Origin of the sequence: Sphingosinithalassobacter sp. LHW66-3 (genome assembly GCF_050703275.1) — a bacterium.
Taxonomy (GTDB): Bacteria; Pseudomonadota; Alphaproteobacteria; order Sphingomonadales; family Sphingomonadaceae; genus Sphingomonas.
Genome location: NZ_CP193482.1, coordinates 73,276 through 88,902, shown reverse-complemented (window position 1 = coordinate 88,902; position 15,627 = coordinate 73,276). Strand labels below are relative to the sequence as shown.

Annotated in this window: 18 protein-coding genes, 1 tRNA gene and 1 pseudogene; 14 read left to right on the top strand and 6 right to left on the bottom strand. The window is 66.2% G+C overall.

Going from position 1 to position 15,627, the window contains the following annotated elements:
* Positions 1-17 precede the first annotated feature (17 nt).
* The 4 genes from ACQ450_RS00405 to aat all read left to right on the top strand — a co-directional run bounded on the left by ACQ450_RS00405 (position 18) and on the right by aat (position 3,490).
* Positions 18-1,337, top strand: a complete 1,320-nt coding sequence (locus tag ACQ450_RS00405) for a DinB/UmuC family translesion DNA polymerase (RefSeq protein ID WP_431470074.1) — start codon at positions 18-20, stop codon at positions 1,335-1,337.
* Positions 1,338-1,471: 134 nt separating this feature from the next.
* A complete protein-coding gene (locus ACQ450_RS00400) occupies positions 1,472-1,858 on the top strand; it encodes a hypothetical protein (protein WP_431470073.1) in 387 nt (128 codons plus the stop codon).
* Positions 1,859-1,977: 119 nt separating this feature from the next.
* Positions 1,978-2,709: a ParA family protein gene (locus tag ACQ450_RS00395; RefSeq protein ID WP_431470072.1), complete on the top strand. Its 732-nt coding sequence runs from the start codon at positions 1,978-1,980 to the stop codon at positions 2,707-2,709.
* A gap of 4 nt (positions 2,710-2,713) precedes the next feature.
* Positions 2,714-3,490, top strand: coding sequence for a leucyl/phenylalanyl-tRNA--protein transferase (gene aat, locus ACQ450_RS00390; protein ID WP_431470071.1), 777 nt, complete (start codon positions 2,714-2,716; stop codon positions 3,488-3,490).
* A 35-nt stretch (positions 3,491-3,525) separates the two neighbouring features.
* On the opposite strand, the pseudogene ACQ450_RS00385 reads toward aat, so the two are convergent.
* The 5 genes and pseudogenes from ACQ450_RS00385 to ACQ450_RS00365 form a co-directional block, all read right to left on the bottom strand.
* A pseudogene (locus ACQ450_RS00385) lies at positions 3,526-3,759 on the bottom strand (DUF2155 domain-containing protein); the annotation flags it as partial.
* Between the two features lie 206 nt (positions 3,760-3,965).
* The gene (locus ACQ450_RS00380; RefSeq protein ID WP_431470070.1) at positions 3,966-4,358 is read right to left on the bottom strand and encodes an NADH:ubiquinone oxidoreductase subunit NDUFA12; all 393 of its coding nucleotides are present in this window, start codon (positions 4,356-4,358) and stop codon (positions 3,966-3,968) included.
* A gap of 96 nt (positions 4,359-4,454) precedes the next feature.
* A complete protein-coding gene (locus ACQ450_RS00375) occupies positions 4,455-4,958 on the bottom strand; it encodes a DUF192 domain-containing protein (RefSeq protein WP_431470069.1) in 504 nt (167 codons plus the stop codon).
* Between the two features lie 4 nt (positions 4,959-4,962).
* On the bottom strand, positions 4,963-5,550 hold the full coding sequence (locus tag ACQ450_RS00370) for a cold shock domain-containing protein (protein ID WP_188054689.1): 588 nt from the start codon (positions 5,548-5,550) through the stop codon (positions 4,963-4,965).
* 62 nt (positions 5,551-5,612) lie between these two features.
* Positions 5,613-6,149, bottom strand: coding sequence for a RecX family transcriptional regulator (locus tag ACQ450_RS00365; protein WP_431470068.1), 537 nt, complete (start codon positions 6,147-6,149; stop codon positions 5,613-5,615).
* A gap of 116 nt (positions 6,150-6,265) precedes the next feature.
* On the opposite strand from ACQ450_RS00365, the gene ACQ450_RS00360 reads away from it, so the two are divergent.
* The 8 genes from ACQ450_RS00360 to nusG all read left to right on the top strand — a co-directional run bounded on the left by ACQ450_RS00360 (position 6,266) and on the right by nusG (position 13,336).
* Positions 6,266-8,041, top strand: a complete 1,776-nt coding sequence (locus ACQ450_RS00360; RefSeq protein WP_431470067.1) for a fatty acyl-AMP ligase — start codon at positions 6,266-6,268, stop codon at positions 8,039-8,041.
* Positions 8,042-8,213: 172 nt separating this feature from the next.
* Positions 8,214-10,574, top strand: a complete 2,361-nt coding sequence (locus ACQ450_RS00355; RefSeq protein WP_431470066.1) for a putative bifunctional diguanylate cyclase/phosphodiesterase — start codon at positions 8,214-8,216, stop codon at positions 10,572-10,574.
* A 50-nt stretch (positions 10,575-10,624) separates the two neighbouring features.
* Positions 10,625-10,701 (top strand) — tRNA-Trp (locus tag ACQ450_RS00350).
* A gap of 51 nt (positions 10,702-10,752) precedes the next feature.
* Positions 10,753-11,331 carry a YqaA family protein gene (locus ACQ450_RS00345; protein WP_431470065.1) on the top strand — a complete coding sequence of 193 codons (579 nt, stop codon included), beginning with the start codon at positions 10,753-10,755 and terminating at the stop codon, positions 11,329-11,331.
* Positions 11,332-11,433: 102 nt separating this feature from the next.
* Complete coding sequence (locus tag ACQ450_RS00340; RefSeq protein WP_431470064.1) at positions 11,434-11,682, top strand: hypothetical protein; 249 nt, start codon at positions 11,434-11,436, stop codon at positions 11,680-11,682.
* A gap of 171 nt (positions 11,683-11,853) precedes the next feature.
* Positions 11,854-12,447 carry an N-acetyltransferase family protein gene (locus tag ACQ450_RS00335; RefSeq protein ID WP_431470063.1) on the top strand — a complete coding sequence of 198 codons (594 nt, stop codon included), beginning with the start codon at positions 11,854-11,856 and terminating at the stop codon, positions 12,445-12,447.
* 142 nt (positions 12,448-12,589) lie between these two features.
* On the top strand, positions 12,590-12,787 hold the full coding sequence (gene secE / locus ACQ450_RS00330) for a preprotein translocase subunit SecE (RefSeq protein ID WP_188054682.1): 198 nt from the start codon (positions 12,590-12,592) through the stop codon (positions 12,785-12,787).
* 12 nt (positions 12,788-12,799) lie between these two features.
* Complete coding sequence (nusG, locus tag ACQ450_RS00325; protein ID WP_188054681.1) at positions 12,800-13,336, top strand: transcription termination/antitermination protein NusG; 537 nt, start codon at positions 12,800-12,802, stop codon at positions 13,334-13,336.
* A gap of 65 nt (positions 13,337-13,401) precedes the next feature.
* On the opposite strand, the gene ACQ450_RS00320 is transcribed toward nusG, so the two are convergent.
* Positions 13,402-14,193 (bottom strand): MipA/OmpV family protein, encoded by a 792-nt coding sequence (locus tag ACQ450_RS00320; protein WP_431470062.1) that lies wholly within the window; start codon positions 14,191-14,193, stop codon positions 13,402-13,404.
* A 228-nt stretch (positions 14,194-14,421) separates the two neighbouring features.
* Between ACQ450_RS00320 and rplK the strand changes: the two genes are divergently transcribed.
* Positions 14,422-14,853, top strand: coding sequence for a 50S ribosomal protein L11 (gene rplK / locus ACQ450_RS00315; protein WP_188054679.1), 432 nt, complete (start codon positions 14,422-14,424; stop codon positions 14,851-14,853).
* Between the two features lie 4 nt (positions 14,854-14,857).
* Complete coding sequence (gene rplA, locus ACQ450_RS00310) at positions 14,858-15,550, top strand: 50S ribosomal protein L1 (protein ID WP_188054678.1); 693 nt, start codon at positions 14,858-14,860, stop codon at positions 15,548-15,550.
* Positions 15,551-15,627: the final 77 nt, after the last annotated feature.

Below are 15,627 nucleotides of genomic sequence, written 5' to 3'. Positions count from 1 at the left end.
CGGGCGCAACTTTCCCGATGAATCGCCGCGAAAACTGCGAATCGAAGCCGCTGGCGCTGCCGCCCCGCCCGCTGCGCTGGCTGTTTCTCGATCTCAACAGCTATTTCGCCAGCGTCGAGCAGCAGCTCCAGCCCGAATTGCGCGGGCGGCCGGTGATCGTCGCGCCGGTCGATGCCGACACCACCGTCGCCATCGCCGCTTCGGTCGAAGCGAAGCGCTTCGGCATCGGCACGGGCACGCCGGTGTGGGAAGCGAAGCGCAAGTGCCGCGATCTCGTCATCACGCCCGCCCGGCATGATCGCTACGTCGCGTTTCACGAAGCCGTGATCGCCGAGGTCTGGCGCCATGTCCCGGTCGACAAAGTCTGTTCGATCGACGAAGTCGCCTGCCGGCTGCTCGACAACGAGAACAGCCCCGAGGCGGCGGTGGCGCTGGCAGGGCGGATCAAGGCGGGCATCCGCGCCAATGTCGGCGAATGCCTCACCAGTTCGATCGGCATTGCGCCCAACCGGCTGCTCGCGAAGCTCGCGTCGGATCTGCGCAAGCCCGACGGGCTGGTGGTGCTGACCGCCGACATGCTGCCGCACGCGCTCTACCCGCTCAAGCTGCGCGACATCGCCGGGATCGGCGCCAAGATGGAGCGGCGGCTGGCGCAGGACGGCATCCTCGACATCCGCCAGCTCTGCGCCCGCCGCCCGCGCGAGGCGGGGAGCGCCTGGGGCGGGGTGAACGGCGACCGGCTGTGGTATCTGCTCCATGGCTTCGACTTGCCCGAAAAGCCGACGCAAAGCCGCACCATCGGCCACAGCCACGTCCTGTCGCCGCAGCGGCGCGGGCTGGAGCCGGCCCGGCTCACTGCGCGGCGCCTCGCGCTCAAGGCCGCGGCCCGGCTGCGCCGCAAGGAATATCGCAGCCGGCTGCTCGTGCTCCATGGCCGGTTCGAGGACGACAAGACCGTCTGGCGCACCAGCGTCCGCCTGCCCGCCACGCAGGACAGTTTCGCGATCCTCGCCGCGCTCGACCGGCTCTGGCCGCGGCTCGCCGAGGCGGGGCGCGCGCGGCCGGCCGGGTTCCGCCTGCGCATGATCGGTGTCACTCTGTGCGAGATAGAGCCCGTCGGCGCCGACCAGGGCTCGCTGTTCGCCGCGCTCGATCCGGGCGACCCGCTCGCGCGCGAGACGCGCACGCTTGCGCTCAGCCGGGCGATGGACCGGCTCAACGAGCGCTTCGGCCGCAACGCCGTGAGCGTCGGTCCGCTCAACGGAGGGCGGCTCGATCGGATCGGCACCGGCATCGCTTTCGGCCGCATCCCCGAGGCAAGCGAGTTTCACGAATGAGTGCGGTCTTGCACGCGACAAGTCATATTGTTACGCGAACCTGAACCGATCGGCATCATTGCGATGCAAAAACTCACAACCCCCGCAACAAGCCCTATCTTGACGATTGTTGCTGCATCAGCGAAGCATATCCTATGAAGAAATTCACTCTTTGCACCGCCGCCGCCGCTGCGCTTCTCTCGCTCGCGGCCTGCCAGAACGAGGTCGAGGAAGTCGACAGCCGCGCGCCCGATCCGATGGCGTCCGAGCTGGCGAACGCCGCGCCGGTCGAGCTGCCGCCGGCGATCAGCGCCAGCGTCACCTTCCGCTGCCAGCCGGGCAACGAAGTCATCGCCGTCGATTTCTTCACCGGCGACCAGCAGGCCAATCTGCGCGTCGATCCCGAAGCGCCGACCGGAACGATGCTGCGCGCCGGAGCCGCCGGCCAGCCCTACACCGGCGAAGGCTATACGCTCACCGGCGACCGCACCGGCGTGACGCTCGATCAGCCCGAAGGGCCGACGCTCACCTGCAGCACCTGATCGGGCGCGAAACTCCATCACCAGCGGGGCCGGCGAAGCGATTCGCCGGCCCTTTTTCGTTGCACCCGCGGCGCGCAGGCTGCACCTTCGCGGCAGTCGGAACGCGGAGGAATCGGGGCTTGGCGACCATCGCGATCTACAGCCTGAAGGGCGGCGTCGGGAAAACGACTCTCGCGGTCAATCTCGCCTGGTGTTCGGCGATCACCTCGGCGCGGCGGACTTTGTTGTGGGATCTCGATCCCCAGGCCGCCTCGACCTACCTCGCCGGAGTGCAGCCCAAGGCGAAGGATCCGGCGCAGGCAGTCTTCACCAAGGACATCGAGCCATCGAAGCTGGTCCGCCACACCGATATCGAACGGCTCGACCTGATCCCCGCCGACACCTCGCTCCGCACGCTCGACCTGCTGTTCCACGAGATCGACAAGAAGAAGCGGCTCGCCAAGCTGCTGGGCCAGCTCGACAAGGCCTATGATAGGATGCTGCTCGATTGTCCGCCGGGGCTCACCGAAACCAGCGAGCAGGTGATGCGTGCCGCCGATCTGATCGTCGTGCCCGTGATCCCCTCCCCACTCTCCGCCCGCGCGTTCGAGGAAGTATCGCGGCATCTCGGCAAGCAGAAGGGCAAGACTGCGCTGATGCCGGTCCATTCGATGGTCGACCGGCGGCGCAAGCTCCACGCCGAAGCCTTGGAGCATCATCCCGACTGGCCGGTGATCCCGATGGCGAGCATCGTCGAATCGATGGCGGTCCGGCGTCGGCCCGTCGGGGGCTTCGCGCCGCGCACCGCCGCCGCGCGTGCCTTCGCCGATCTCTGGCAGGCGATCGAGCGGCGGCTGGCGGCGCAGTCCTGACCCGATGAGTCACCCGATCCGGCACAGTCAGGAAATCGACCCCGAACTGGTGCTGCGGGCGTATGCCATGGGCGTTTTTCCCATGGCGGACCATCGCGCCGCCTCGAGCGTCTATTGGGTGGAGCCCAAGCTGCGCGGCGTGCTGCCGCTCGACGGCTTTCATCTCTCCAAGTCGCTGCGCAAGACGATCGTCGCCGACCGCTTTCAAGTGACCGCCGACGCAGCGTTCGAGGACGTGTTGGCGCTCTGTGCCGAAGCGTCGGAGGACCGCCCGGATACGTGGATCAACGGACCGATCGCGCAGGTCTTCACTCGGCTTCACCGCCGCGGCTTCGCCCATTCGATCGAATGCTGGGACGGCGACCGGCTGGCCGGCGGCCTCTATGGACTTGCGCTGGGCCGCGCCTTTTTCGGCGAGAGCATGGTCACGCGCGTTCGCGATGCATCGAAAGTGGCGCTTGCCTGGCTGGTCGCGCGGCTGAAGGTCGGCGGATTCACGCTGCTCGACTGCCAGTTTCAGACCGACCACCTGGCCTCAATGGGCGCAGTGGAAATCCCGCGTGACGCTTATCTGTCGCTGCTGTCCTCGGCGCTCGGCGACTCCGCAGGCGGCGTCGGCTCCGGTGCGCTCTCCGCGCTGTCCTCGGCAGGCGCATTCGGCGCACTCGACCGGCTGGTGACTGCGGCTGTTCCGCCGCCCGAAGCCACGGCGGCGGCCGAAACCGTCGCCGGGCCGCTGTCGGGGAAAGTCATCGCACAGCTCTTGGGCCACACGTCGTAGATGCCGTGGCGGACGACGTTCAGCGCCGGCCGCTCCTTGTAGAGCCAGCCGGAGAACACTCGGTTCCAGCTCTCGTCGAACTGCTGGACGTCCAGCTGAACGAACGCGCCGGTGTACTCATCCGGCTCCCACGGTGCCGTCTTTTCGCATGCGCGCAGCCGCACGATCATGTCGCCCCATCGCGCCGCCTGACCGGGCCGCAATTCCACTTCGCGGGTTTCGCCGTTCCGCTTGTTGAGCAGGCCGAGCACGGCGACTCGCTCCGCCATCGGAGTCGCGCCTTCGGTGAGCGCGGCCGATCCCGTGCCGACGGTCACCACCTCGGCACCGGGCGCATCGAGCCCCGGCGCGGGCGGTGCCGCGCTCGTCACGATCTCGTCGATCGCGGCGTTGCCGTTTTCCTCCGATTCGCCCGAGCAGCCGGCGAGCACCAGCAGCAGCAGCGCCGCGCCTCCCCCGATCGGCCCGATGCGCATCATGCGTCGGGCGTCCACGCCTCATAGTCGCCAGTGGCGCGCACCCGCTGTCCGCCCGCGTCGAGCGCGCCCGGGGGGCGATAGGCGAGCGCAGTACCCGTGAGATTCGGCACCGGCGGCTTCTGCCAGGCGCGCACCGGCGGCAGCGCGGCGTCAGGCCGTTCGTCGATCTGATGGTGGAGCCAGCCGAACCATTCCGGCGGCACGCGGCTCGCGTCATTTGCGCCGCTGTAGATCACCCAGCGGCGGGGTCGGCCATGTACGTCCTTGCCGCCCTCGTAATAGACGTTGCCGAGCGAATCCTCGCCCACCTTGTCCATACCGCGAAGGCTGAAACGCGTGCCGATGGTGGCGCCATCCCACCAGGTGAAGATCGACTTCAAAATGCCCATGGTCCGCCGATTAGCCCGGAGGCGGGCGGCGAGCAATGGCCCGCTGTATCCCGCGACATGCCAGTGCGCCTGCTTCGCTGTGCCGGCAGCCCGAACTCAGCCGCCCTGCCCCGGCCAGCGCACGGTATCGCCCTCGGAGATCCCGAGATCGGCGGTGCGTCCGCCCACCACCTCGAGCACGGCGCTCACCGGCTCGCCCGAGCGGATGCGATCCTGCGAATAGGGAATCGTGTTCTCGACGATTCGCGCGATCGTGCCGTCCGCGCGGATGAAGATGATGTCCAGCGGAGTCGGCGTGTTCTGCATCCAGAAACTCGCCTCGCGCGGCGGCCCGCCTTCCGCCGGATAGGGAGTGAAGATCATGGCGTCGTCGGGCCCCAGATCGGTGCGATACATCAGTCCGCGGTCCTGCTCCTGGCGTGTCGCCGCCACCTCGGCATTGAAGGTGTGGCTGCCCTCCCCGGTTTCGATCGTCACCGGGATCTTCGCGGCGGCGACAGTGCCCGCCGACTGGTTCGCGCCTGCATCACCGCGGCAGCCGGCGGCAAGCACGAGGAAGCCGGCCGCGAGAGCGGTTCCGAAAGCACGCATACGGGTCATGAGTTCAACAGTTCCTTTCGACGGCCGCCGCGAGCGGTCCTTTTTCGCCTTCGACGATTCGCGCGCGCAGCGGCTCGCCGGGCTCAACCTCCTCGATCCCGGCCCGCCGCAGCGTCTCGATATGGACGAATATATCGCCCGGCTTCGACTCGCGCACCAGGAATCCATAGCCCTTCAGGCGATTGAACCACTTGACCGCGACCGGCTCGAACGGCCCGGCGGAGGCGATCAGCTTCAGCCGGTCGGCGGATTCGGTGCACCGCGGACGCTGCGGCTCCACTGCTTCGCTCAGATCGATCGCCGTGATGCTGCGCGCCTGCAGGCCGCGCTCCCGGCGCACCGCAACGCATTCGATTCGCGCGCCTTCGGGAAGGCTGCGCCGGCCATGTTCCTGCAAGACAGTGAAATGGACGAGGATGTCTCCGGCCGTACCGTCGTCGGCGACGACGAATCCGAACCCGCGCGTGACGTCGAACCATTTGACGACGCCCGACAAGAGCTGTCCCTCGCGATCCTCCGCCGAGTCCAGTTCATCGGACTCGAGCGCCGCGACCTCATATTCGTGTTGCGCTCGCTGCGTCTCGGCACGCATTTTCGTTGTCCCCCGAGGAACGACATTAACACAGCATTTCCCAGAAATGGAATTGCTTTGTGCTAATCCGTCTCCAGCAGTGCCTCGGGGTCGTCTCCCGGCGCCATCCGGGCAATCGTCCGCGCCAGCGCGAGCGAATGCCCGGCGCGCACCATTGCCGCCACCTGGCGCTCGCGGAGATCGCGGTCCGCAGCTTCCCGGCCATAGGGCCCGATCCGCCGCCGTCGGGCGAAGGCGAGCGCGCTTGCGGTCGCCTCCGCCTCCGCAGCCGGGATGACTGCGGCCGCATCGCTTTCGTCAACGCCGGCGAAATAGAGCGCCTGGCGGACGCGGCGTACGCCAAGACCGCGCCGGGCCATTGCCGCCGCGCGCGATTCGGCGAAGCCGCGATCGTCGACATAGCCGAGCTGGGCCATCCGCTCGGCCAGCGCAGCAGTGTCCGCCGGCCCCTCGCCGGCCCAGCCCCGCTCGCGCAGCTTGCGCTCGAGATAGGCCGACAGCCGGGCACGCGTGGTCGCATAACGCTCGACATAGCGTAGTGCGAGCCGCTCCAGAGCTGCGGGATCGAGCGGTTGCGGAGGACGACGTTCGCGGCGCATACGCCATGATTGTGCCACAGTGCCAACCGATTTTGAACGAGAGTGCGTAGCAGAGCCGACCGCAGTGGTACTGCGTGGGGGAACTTCGGCCTGCCACGGTAGGGGCACGGGAAAGAATGGAATTGGACGTTACGGGATCGCTCGACACCATCGCGGCAACGCCGGCGACACTGGCTCCGACGCCGACCGATGATACCATATTGCCGCGCCGGCTCGCCGATTTCGCGACACTCGGCGAGGCGCTGGACTATGCCGCGCGGGGTGTTCGCGGGTTGAATTTCCACGATGCGCGCGGAAAGCTTGCGCGGGCATACAGCTTCGCGGAGTTGCGCGCGGATGCGCTTGCGCAGGCGCATCGCCTGATCGCGGCAGGCGTGCGCCCGCGGGATCGTATCGCGCTGATCGCGGAAACGGGAACCGAGTTCGCCAGCCTCTTCTTCGGCGTGGTCTATGCCGGGGCCTGGCCGGTGCCGCTGCCGCTGCCGACCTCGTTCGGCGGCGCGAGTTCGTACATCGAGCAACTGCGCGTCCAGCTCTCGAGCTGCGATCCCTTGATGCTGATCTATCCGGCCGAGCTTTCGGCGATGGCGAACGAGGCTGCACGGATCGCGGGTGTCCAGGGGATGGACTGGGACAGCTTCGGCAAACGCCCGGCGCCGCCGGCGGAACTGCCGCCCGCATCCACCGACGACATCGCCTATCTACAATATTCGAGCGGATCGACTCGCTTTCCGCACGGCGTCGCGATCACGCACCACGCGCTGCTCAACAATCTGTCCGCGCACAGTCACGGAATGGAGCTTCAGGAAGGCGATCGCTGCGTTTCCTGGCTGCCCTGGTATCACGACATGGGGCTCGTCGGCTGCTTCCTGTCGCCGGTCGCGAACCAGGTTTCGACCGATTATCTGAAGACCGAGGATTTCGCCCGGCGTCCGCTGGCGTGGCTCGATCTCATCAGCCGCAATCCGGGCACCACCCTCTCCTATTCGCCGACGTTCGGCTACGACATCTGCGCGCGCCGCATGTCGAGCCAGACCAAGGCGAGCGAGCGTTTCGATCTCAGCCGCTGGCGCGTGGCCGGCAATGGCGCCGACATGATCCGGCCCGACGTGATGCAGTCGTTCGTCGATGCCTTCGCCGACGCCGGGTTTCAGGCTTCGGCCTTCCTTCCGAGCTATGGCCTGGCCGAGGCGACACTGGCCGTGTCGATCATGCCGCCCGGCGAAGGTATCCAGGTCGAACTCGTCGAGGAAACCCAGCTATCGGGGGCGAGCCATGGCGCCGATCGGCCGCAGCGCTTCCGCGCCATCGTCAACTGCGGCAAGCCGGTAAAGGACATGGAAGTCGAAATCCGCGAAGAGGATGGCACGCCGCTACCCGAGAAGGCGATCGGCAAGCTCTGGTGCCGCGGCCCCAGCGTGATGGTCGGCTATTTCCGCGACGAACCCGCCACCGCCGCCTGCATGAAGGACGGTTGGCTCGATACCGGCGACATGGGCTATATTTCCGAAGGCTATGTCTACATCGTCGGGCGCGCCAAGGACATGATCATCGTCAATGGCCGCAATCACTGGCCGCAGGACATCGAATGGGCGGTCGAGCAGTTGCCCGGCTTCAAACAGGGCGACATCGCGGCCTTCGCGATCACCACGCCGGGCGGCGAGGAGACCCCCGCGGTGCTCGTCCAGTGCCGCACCTCCGACGAGCAGGAACGCGTGCGTCTGCGCGAGGAAATCCGCGAACGCGTGCGTTCGGTCACGGGCATGAACTGCGTCATCGAACTGGTTCCGCCGCGCACGCTGCCGCGCACCAGCTCGGGCAAGCTCAGCCGCGCCAAGGCACGCAATCTCTATCTCGCAGGTGAGATCAAGCCCTACGATATCGCGGCCTGACCGAATCGTAACCCTACTGGTCCGCCGCCGGATTCCGTCTCCGGCGGCCGCGGCTTCGCGTCCGCTCGCCTTCGATTGCGACTGACTGGAACTGTCCGCAGCGCATGGTTTTTTTGTCCGCGACCGGGCGCGTCTAACCTCTCGATAACCACCGCCGAGCTAATGCCGCGGTGTGACCAGTCAGACCAACTCGCAATTTGCCAAGCCGAGGATCGACGCGCGGGCGCTGCTCGGGCTTTACGACCCCGCGGATACGACCGACTGGGGCCCGATTCGCGCTGCGCAGATGCATGCCGGCAGTCAGCTTGCCTTGTTCATGCTCGGCGCGAATGTCGTCGGCGCGGCACTGGTCGTGCTGATTCTCGCGCCGCTGGTGCCCCTGTGGCAGCTCGCAAGCTGGAGCGCGGTTGCCGCCGCAGTCGCTTCAGCCGTCGCTTTCCGCCGCCTCGCGGTGCGCAACGGCACGGGGACGACCGCGACGCTCGCGCATGTGCGCGATACGGTGCTTGACGGTGTCTCGCTTGGCGCCGTCTGGTCGGTGCCGCCGCTTGCCTTCGGCTATGCCGCGGACGCGAACGCGATCCTTGGGCTGTGGACCGTGCTCTCGTTGTTGATGACTGCCTCGGCAGTCGCGATGGCGGCGCTTCCGCTCGCAACCATCGTGTTCGTCAGCATTGTCGGCGTCTCGATGGCGGCGACGCTGGCGCTGGGGATCGGATCGCCGGTGTTGGCCGGAGCGGCATTGCTGTTCACGCTGCTCCTGACAATGGCGACGTTCGCGCGCGGCAAGGCGCTGGTGGTCATCCGCGCAGGCGAAATGGCGATCGCCGAGCGCGACGAGACGGTGAGTCTGCTGCTGCGCGAATTCGAGGAATCTGGCTCGGACTGGCTGTGGGAAATCGATGCGCAACGCCGCGTCGTGCGCGCAAATCCGCGCTTCGCCGTCTCGCTGGGCGTCGATCCCAAGGCGATCAACGGGATGCCCATTCTTGAGGTGCTCGCCGGCCCGACCTGGGAAGCCGGCAATTTCGCAGCCGGATTGCGCGAGCTCGCCGAGAAGCTGAAGGCGCGCGAGCCGTTCCGCGATCTGCTGCTGCCGGTCTATGTCGATGGCGCCGAGCGCTGGTGGGAAATGGCCGCCAGCCCGCGATTCGACGATCGCGGCGCCTTCCGCGGGTTCCGCGGTGTCGGTTCGGACGTGACCGAGCAGCGCGAATCGGCGGACAAGATCAACAAGATGGCGCGCTTCGACACGTTGACCGGACTGCCGAATCGCCTGTTCATCAACGAAGCGCTGGCCAAGGCCATGGACGAGGCCGAGAAATGGGGGGCGCGCTGCGCCTTCATGATGATCGACCTCGATCGCTTCAAGGCAGTCAACGATACGCTCGGTCACCCGATCGGGGATCGCCTGCTCGGGCGCGTTTCGGAGCGCCTGCAACAGCTCATCACCGAAAACGAGATGATCGGCCGTCTGGGCGGCGACGAGTTCGCCGTGGTAATCGGCGACGCCTCGGACACGGCCCGGGTAGAACGGCTCGCACACACGATCATCGAGACCTTGTCGCGTCCTTACGAGGTCGATCAGCACACGCTGTACATCGGTGCATCGGTGGGGCTTGCGATCGGGCCCCGGGACGGGCGTACGGCCGAGATGCTGATCCGCTCGGCCGATCTCGCTCTCTATCGGTCGAAGGACGCGGGCGGCGGCGTCTTCCATGCCTATGAACCGCAGCTCCACATGGCCGCCGAAGAACGGCGCGTGCTGGAAATCGCACTGCGCACCGCAGTCGAGAACAACCAGATGCACCTCAACTACCAGCCGGTGGTGGATGCCGCGAGCGGGCAGTTGATGGGTTTCGAGGCGCTGCTGCGCTGGACGCATCCGGAGTTCGGCAATGTCTCTCCGGCCAAGTTCGTGCCCCTGGCCGAAGACGCACGGCTGATCGGACATTTGGGCGAATGGGTTCTGCGCGCCGCGTGCGACGAGGCCGCCCGCTGGGATTCGTCGATCCGGGTGGCAGTGAACGTCAGCCCCGAGCAGCTCCACAATCCCGCTTTCGTCGGCGTGGTCGCTCAGGCGCTTGCACAATCCGGGCTGCCCGCCGATCGGCTCGAGCTGGAAGTGACCGAAAGCGTCTTCATGCGCGAAGGCACCGCAGCCGTGCAGGTGCTCGACAAGATCCTCGATCTGGGTGTGCGCCTGAGCCTGGATGATTTCGGCACCGGCTATTCGTCGCTCGGCTATCTCAGCCGCACGCGCTTCTCGTCGATCAAGATCGACCGCAGTTTCGTCCAGGGGGCGTCGAAAGGCACGAAAGAGGCCATCGCCATCATCCGCGCCGTCGTCGCGCTCGCCGACAGCCTGGGCATGGCCACGACGGCCGAAGGCGTCGAAACCGAGGACGAGCATCACATGGTGCAGGCGCTGGGATGCACCAAGGTGCAGGGCTATTATTTCGGGCGGCCGCTTCCTGTGGAGGAAGCACGCGGTCTCGCCATCCGGCGCCCAGGAAACTATGCGGCGGCGTGAACGTCGCGCTTGCCGAATGCGCGGGCTGCGGTTACATCCGCCAGCCGCACAGGGGCGTAGCTCAGCTGGTTAGAGCGTCGGTCTCCAAAACCGAAGGCCCTCGGTTCGAATCCGAGCGCCCCTGCCATCACCGCCGCGAACCGATGGCGGCCGCGGAGCGCGTGTTCCGGGGGGATTGATGTTTCGCGCCTTGTACGACTGGATGCTCCGCATGGCGCATCATCGCCACGCGATGCGCAGCATGGCGGCGGTGTCGTTCGCCGAAAGCTCCTTCTTTCCAATTCCGCCCGACGTGATGCTGATCCCGATGGTGCTCGCGCGGCGCGAGAAGGCGTATTGGATCGCTACCGTCTGCACCCTCGCATCGGTGGCCGGTGGGATCTTCGGCTATGCGATCGGCTATTTCCTGTTCGATACCGTCGGCCAGTGGCTGATCGGCCTCTACCATCTTGAGGACAAGGTCGTCGCGCTGCGGGCGCTGTACGACGAATGGGGTGCCGCAGTTACGCTGACCGCAGGCGTGACGCCGTTGCCGTTCAAGCTGATCACCATCGCCAACGGCTTCTTCAGCTACAACTTCGCCTTTTTCGTGATCCTCGCGCTGGTTGGGCGCGGCATCCGCTTTTTCCTCGTGGCCGCACTTCTGAAACGATTCGGCGCGCCGGTGCAGGCATTCATCGAAAAGCGGCTCGATCTTTTTGCTTGGATTTTCCTTGCCTTACTTGCTGCGGGCTTTGCCGTTGTCGCGATCGTCTGATCAATGTCTATTTACGTGAAGTCGTTCACATTGCTGCAACGCGGAAACTATAGTATATGCGAACCGCGTTCGATTCCGGACGTGTAGTAGAGAGGGGAGCGTATGGCTTTCAAGAAGATCGCGGCATCGGCAGCCGCAATGGCACTGATGGTTTCGGCGGGCGTCGCTCAGGCGACTGCTTCGGCGAACGCACTGACCGCGCGCGCAAGCACGGCATCCGAAGAATCGAACGAGCAGTTCGCTGAAGCCACTCCGCTGTTCGTCATCGGCGGCATCGTTGCAGTGGTAGCGATTCTCGAAGTCACCGAAGCGATCAACATCTTCGGCGACGACGATCCCGACAGCCCGTGATCTCACGGCGCTTGCCGGAAGACTGAGGCGTCCCGGCCATCGCTGGGGCGCCTTTTCTCTTGTGGCGAAGCTACTGGCGCCCGCAGCAGAATCGTTTCTGCAAATAAACGAATGTGTCGCACTAAAAAGCGCTCGCCTTGCCTCGGCGCGGCGGCTTCGGACAATCGGCCCATGTCCTCTCCCGAGATCCTGTCGCTCACAGGCGCCGCGATTGAACCGCTGATCGCCGAGCTCGCGCGCCTGCGGATCGCCGTTTTCCGCGCCTGGCCCTATCTGTACCAGGGCGACGAGCGCTACGAGCGCGAGTATCTGCGCGCCTTCGCCTGCGCGCCGAACGCGGCTCTCGTCGTCGCGCGCGACGGCCGAACGATCGTGGGAGCGGCCACTGCATCGCCTATGACCGGGCAGGACGCGGAAGTGCGATCCCCCTTCGCACAACGCAACATCCCGATCGACGACCTGTTTTATTTCGGCGAGTCGGTACTGCTGTCCGAGTATCGCGGCCGCGGCGTCGGGCACGTATTCTTCGATGCCCGGGAGGCGCACGCTCGCGCCTGCGGCGCCGGCCGAACGACCTTCTGCGCCGTCGTCCGGCCTTCCGACCACCCCCTCCGCCCTGCGGACTATCGCCCGCTCGACGGCTTCTGGCGCAAGCGCGGCTATGCCCCCGTGAAAGGGCTCACCACCAGCTTCGAGTGGAAGGACATCGATCGCGCGGAATCGGATCCGCACCCGATGCAGTTCTGGATGCGCGGCCTGCGCTAGCCTGCCGCTTGCACATGCCCCCGCAACTCGCTAGATGCGGTGCCCAATCCGACAGCGTTGGTTGGCCGCACCGGTTCCTTTCGGAAGGACCGGGCAGCGGACCCGTGCCTCGCAGTCGCACGAAGAGAAGCGAGCAGAGACTGTGGCGAAAACCTCTCCCGTCGAATTCATGCGCCAGGTGCGCGCCGAGACCGCGAAGGTCGTTTGGCCGTCGCGCCGCGAAACGATCATGACCGGCGTGATGGTGATGATCATGACGACGCTGCTCGCGCTCTTCTTCTTCGGGATCGACTCGGTCTTCGACGCGATCGTCGGCGCGCTTCTGGCGCTGGCCGAATAAACAGGGAATCCAATGTCGCGCTGGTACATCATCCACGCCTATTCGGGCTTCGAGAACAAGGTTCGTGACGCGATCATGTCCGAGGCAACCCGCATGGGTCTCGAGCAGCTGGTCGAGAATGTCGAGGTTCCGACCGAGACCGTCACCGAGGTCCGCCGGGGCAAGAAGGTCCAGTCCGAGCGCAAGTTCTTCCCCGGCTATGTGCTCGCAAAGCTCGAGATGAACGACGACGTCTATCACCTGGTGAAGAACACGCCGAAGGTGACCGGCTTCCTCGGCTCGTCGGGCAAGCCGCAGCCGATCAGCGAGGCCGAGGCCGCGCGCATCCTCAACACCAAGGAGGAAGCCGCCGCCGCGCCGAAGCAGCAGGTCAAGGTCGATTACGAGATCGGCGACAGCGTGAAGGTGCTCGACGGCCCGTTCGCCAGCTTCAACGGCATCGTCGAAGAGCTCGACTTCGACAAGTCGAAGGTCAAGGTCAGCGTCAGCATCTTCGGCCGCGCAACCCCGGTCGAGCTCGATTTCGAACAGGTCGAGCGCTCGAAGTAATTGCCGGCAGGGCAACGTTCGAAAGAGGCCGGTGCCGCGAGGCGCCGGCCTCTTTCCGTTCGATCTCAGTCGATGCCGCGCCCGAAGCTGTAGGTCAGCGTGGCGCCGCCGAAGAACTGGTCGCGCGAACCATAGCTGCGCACCAGCGGCGAATCGGCCGCGGCGCCGACCAGCCGATCGTAGCGGACATAACCGTAGATCCCCCAGCGCGGGCTCAGCTGCGTCAGATAACCTGCCGCTGCGCCGACCGCATGGACGCCACCGTCCGAGCCATATTCGGGCAATCCGGTGCGCGCCGCAGCGGCAGGCGAGACGCCAAAATAGGCCTCATGGTAGCTCTCGTCGGCCAGCGTCACGCGCGGCCCTGCCGAAAACAGCCATTTGTCGCCCTCGCGCAGGATATAGTCGGCGCTCGCCACCCCCACCCAGCCCTTGTGACCGCCGAGGCCGCGCCGCGCCTCGAGCCGCAACCGAACCGGCGCGTCGAACCGATATTCGACGAACCCGCCGAGTTCGAAGGTAAACCCGACCTCGTCGACTGCGGCGCCGACATCCTCGGGCTTGCGGGACCCTTCGAATCCGATCGAGGGCCCGAAGGCGAAACCGCCCGTCTCCAGCACCGCGAAGCCAGTCGATTCGTCCGGCGCCTCGAATTCGAGCGGGCCGCCGTCGTCGCTGCGGTCGACAACGAAGAACGGGCCCAGGCTCAGCGTATCGGCACCGGGATAGCTCGGCGTGAGTTGCGGGCCCACGCCGACGCGCCAGCGGTCGCCTCCGTCCCGATCCTGTGCCGCGACCGGAGCGGCAGCGCAGGCTGCGGCGGCAAGGATCGTCAGGCTGGCGATACGGCGATTCATCAAGTCCACTCCACTCGGTTCCAATGGCTGCCGAACGTGTAGCAGTCGACAAGTCTCCCGTCGCCTTGCGCAGTTGCTTCGGCGCCGGCTTTGCGCTAGACGCGCGCGCTTCCGGAGCATCGGCAATGGAACTGCGGGAGGCGCGGCCGTTTAGGCTCGGGCCGCTTGGACCGCTGAACTTGAACCGGGCGGCCGCACTGCCGGCTGCCCCGTGACAGAGTGAGAGCAATGGCAAAGAAGATTACCGGCTATATCAAGCTGCAGGTGCCTGCGGGCGCCGCAAACCCCTCGCCGCCGATCGGCCCTGCGCTGGGTCAGCGCGGCGTGAACATCATGGAATTCTGCAAGGCGTTCAACGCGGCGACCGGCGAACTCGAAAAGGGCATGCCGATCCCCACGATCATCACCGTCTATGCCGACCGCAGCTTCTCGTTCGAAACGAAGACGCCGCCGGCGACCTTCCTCATCAAGAAGGCGGCGAACCTGAAGTCGGGCTCGAAGGAGCCGGGCAAGGTTTCCGCGGGCAAGATCGCACGGTCGAAGCTGACCGAGATCGCCGAAGTGAAGATGAAGGACCTGAACGCCAACGATCTCGAGGCCGCGACCAAGATCATCGAAGGCTCCGCCCGCGCGATGGGCCTCGAAGTGGTGGAGGGCTGAGATCATGGCGAAGCAGACCAAGAAGCAGCAGGCATGGACTGTCGACCGCGAGAAGCTGTACGGCGTCGATGAAGCGCTCAAGCTCATCAAGGACCATGCCAACGCCAAGTTCGACGAGACGATCGAAGTCGCGATGAACCTGGGCGTCGATCCGCGCCACGCCGACCAGATGGTCCGCGGCGTCGTCAACCTGCCCAAGGGCACGGGCAAGGACGTGAAGGTCGCGGTGTTCGCGCGCGGCGCCAAGGCCGAGGAGGCGCAGGCCGCCGGTGCGGATATCGTCGGCGCCGAAGACCTGATGGAAACCATTCAGGGCGGCACGATCGATTTCGATCGCTGCATCGCCACGCCCGACATGATGGGCATCGTCGGCCGTCTCGGTAAGGTGCTCGGCCCCAAGGGCCTGATGCCGAACCCGAAGCTCGGCACGGTGACGATGGACGTGGCCAAGGCGGTCAAGGACGCCAAGAGCGGCCAGGTCGAATATCGCGTCGAAAAGGCCGGCATCATTCATTCCGGCATCGGCAAGGCGAGCTTCCCGACCGAAGATCTGCGCGCCAACTTCGACGCGCTGGTCGATGCGGTGGTCAAGGCCAAGCCGTCGGGCGCCAAGGGCAAGTACGTCCGCAAGATCGCGCTCTCGAGCTCGATGGGCCCGGGCGTGAAGGTCGATGTGGCGGAAGTCAGCGCCGCCTGAGGCCGCATCAGCCGAAGACAGGAACGGGCCGGGAGCGATCCCGGCCCTTTTCGTTTCAGCAGGGTACGCAGCCAGGC

Coding starts and splice junctions, on each gene's coding strand:
- ACQ450_RS00405 (WP_431470074.1), top strand. CDS start 18: ATGAATCGCCGCGAAAACTGCGAATCGAAGCCGCTGGCGCTGCCGCCC.
- ACQ450_RS00400 (WP_431470073.1), top strand. CDS start 1,472: ATGAAGAAATTCACTCTTTGCACCGCCGCCGCCGCTGCGCTTCTCTCG.
- aat (WP_431470071.1), top strand. CDS start 2,714: ATGAGTCACCCGATCCGGCACAGTCAGGAAATCGACCCCGAACTGGTG.
- ACQ450_RS00380 (WP_431470070.1), bottom strand. CDS start 4,358: ATGGGCATTTTGAAGTCGATCTTCACCTGGTGGGATGGCGCCACCATC.
- ACQ450_RS00375 (WP_431470069.1), bottom strand. CDS start 4,958: ATGACCCGTATGCGTGCTTTCGGAACCGCTCTCGCGGCCGGCTTCCTC.
- ACQ450_RS00370 (WP_188054689.1), bottom strand. CDS start 5,550: ATGCGTGCCGAGACGCAGCGAGCGCAACACGAATATGAGGTCGCGGCG.
- ACQ450_RS00365 (WP_431470068.1), bottom strand. CDS start 6,149: ATGCGCCGCGAACGTCGTCCTCCGCAACCGCTCGATCCCGCAGCTCTG.
- ACQ450_RS00360 (WP_431470067.1), top strand. CDS start 6,266: ATGGAATTGGACGTTACGGGATCGCTCGACACCATCGCGGCAACGCCG.
- ACQ450_RS00345 (WP_431470065.1), top strand. CDS start 10,753: ATGTTTCGCGCCTTGTACGACTGGATGCTCCGCATGGCGCATCATCGC.
- ACQ450_RS00340 (WP_431470064.1), top strand. CDS start 11,434: ATGGCTTTCAAGAAGATCGCGGCATCGGCAGCCGCAATGGCACTGATG.
- ACQ450_RS00335 (WP_431470063.1), top strand. CDS start 11,854: ATGTCCTCTCCCGAGATCCTGTCGCTCACAGGCGCCGCGATTGAACCG.
- nusG (WP_188054681.1), top strand. CDS start 12,800: ATGTCGCGCTGGTACATCATCCACGCCTATTCGGGCTTCGAGAACAAG.
- ACQ450_RS00320 (WP_431470062.1), bottom strand. CDS start 14,193: ATGAATCGCCGTATCGCCAGCCTGACGATCCTTGCCGCCGCAGCCTGC.
- rplK (WP_188054679.1), top strand. CDS start 14,422: ATGGCAAAGAAGATTACCGGCTATATCAAGCTGCAGGTGCCTGCGGGC.
- rplA (WP_188054678.1), top strand. CDS start 14,858: ATGGCGAAGCAGACCAAGAAGCAGCAGGCATGGACTGTCGACCGCGAG.